This is a genomic window from Sulfitobacter sp. HI0027 (assembly GCF_001634775.1).
GTDB lineage: Bacteria > Pseudomonadota > Alphaproteobacteria > Rhodobacterales > Rhodobacteraceae > Sulfitobacter.
The window spans coordinates 1-733 of sequence record NZ_LWER01000078.1 but is presented as its reverse complement, the minus strand read 5'-3'; the positions used below and the strand labels follow the sequence as shown (position 1 = coordinate 733).

At 60.4% G+C, this 733-nt stretch carries 2 pseudogenes; both read left to right on the top strand.

Features of this window, described 5'->3' with window-relative positions:
• Window positions 1-404 (top strand): annotated as a pseudogene (locus A3722_RS04380) (keto-deoxy-phosphogluconate aldolase); the annotation flags it as partial.
• Window positions 405-552: 148 nt separating this feature from the next.
• A pseudogene (locus tag A3722_RS04375) lies at window positions 553-733 on the top strand (IS110 family transposase); the annotation flags it as partial.

The following is a 733-nucleotide window of genomic DNA, read 5'->3' as shown; positions in this document are numbered from 1 at the left end:
GCGCGGCGAAACGGGCGGGGGCGACTTTTGGCGTCTCGCCCGGTGCCACCGACGCACTGATCGCCGCTTGCGAAGAAGAAGAATTGCCACTGCTGGCCGGTGCCGCCACGGCGACCGAGGCGATGCGGCTGTTGGAACGTGGCTATGACATGCTGAAATTCTTCCCCGCCGAAGCTTCTGGCGGGGCACCCGCACTCAAAGCCATCGGCGCACCGCTGCCGCAGATCACCTTCTGCCCGACAGGCGGCGTCAGCCCCGATAATGTGGAAAGCTACCTGAGCTTGCCCAATGTGCTTTGCGCGGGCGGCAGTTGGGTGGCCCCGAAAAAGCTGATCGACGCGCAGGATTGGGTAGGGATCGAAGCGCTGGCACGTGCAGCAGCGCAATCGGGAAAGGCGGGCTAATCCCCTAAAGACTGGTGGCAGTTTGGCTTTGGCGACGGCCATGGAAAGCCTGCCGTCAACAGATGGAGTGGTTGCCGCCCTCCCCAGACGGCATCGCAATGTGCCAAGGTCGTGGTGTTGAAAGCCACACAAAGAGGAGGACGGCGAGATGAAGGATATGATGATCGGGGTCGATCTGGCAAAGAATGTTTTTCAAGTTCATGGGGCGCTGCACACGGGGGAGATTCAGTTTCGCAAGAAGCTGACGCGAACGCAGTTTCCCGTGTTCATGGCTAAGCAGGAGCCAAGCTTGGTTATCCTCGAGGCATGTGGCAGCGCACATTATTGGG